This window comes from Ancylomarina longa, from assembly GCF_003996985.1.
Classification (GTDB): Bacteria; Bacteroidota; Bacteroidia; order Bacteroidales; family Marinifilaceae; genus Ancylomarina_A; species Ancylomarina_A longa.
Genome location: NZ_RJJX01000095.1, coordinates 1 through 874, shown reverse-complemented (window position 1 = coordinate 874; position 874 = coordinate 1). Strand labels below are relative to the sequence as shown.

1 protein-coding gene is annotated in these 874 nt (G+C 38.1%); it reads right to left on the bottom strand.

Annotation, left to right across the window (positions count from 1 at the left end; all coding sequences use genetic code 11):
* Positions 1 to 874 (bottom strand): lamin tail domain-containing protein (locus tag DLK05_RS16555; protein WP_148114118.1); only part of this gene is annotated, 874 nt, incomplete at both ends.

Genomic DNA, 874 nt, shown 5'->3' with positions numbered 1-874 from the left:
GCACCAGTTGAGCACAATAGGATATATCCTTGAGAAGGAATTGTATCCACGCCCAACAGGCATTCCTTATCTGCAAATTTCAACCTCCAATTTGTAATGACTATAGGATAATCTTTAGTATTGTAAAGTTCAAGATATTCGTAATCCGGTAATCCAACACTAGGTGAGGGATCTGCCATAATTTCATTGATCACTACATCATGAGAATGAATCTCGTGATAAGTTAATTCTAATAAACTATCCAATACATTTCCACACTCATCTTCCAAATCTTTTATTTGCAACCTTTCGGGGATACCATCTTTAAAAGACTGTTGAAAAATTAGAGCTATCGATTGTGGTGTTTTTAGATCAACTTGACTTATCGCATTGGTTTCCAGAGTATAATTCGAAAGTGTTTTGATACTCAAACTATCCATATACTCACTAAAATTCAGAACCAATTCATGGTCTGAACTGATCTGTATGCTATTTATTACAGCACTCCTGGTATCCGGATTTTCTGCGTTAACAGAGTTTTTAAGTCCTGGAGACCCACCTGTTGTTGATATGGAGCTAGTCCAGTTCCCAAAAGTACTGCATGTGTTCATCGGATCAATTCGCTCCAAAGACCAACCGCCTTCGCTCTTCTCTGTGGACTTGTACCATGTCTCAGAATAGTTAATCTGATCAATAACTTCCCCGCTTGCAGATTCAATTTCCAGATTTCCACCAGTATTCATTAAGCTGGGAAAATTACTTACTCCCAATACTTTTCCATAAGCAGTTAAAGATTCCTTTGCACCAGTTGAGCACAATAGGATATATCCTTGAGAAGGAATTGTATCCACGCCCAACAGGCATTCCTTATCTGCAAATTTCAACCTCCAATTTG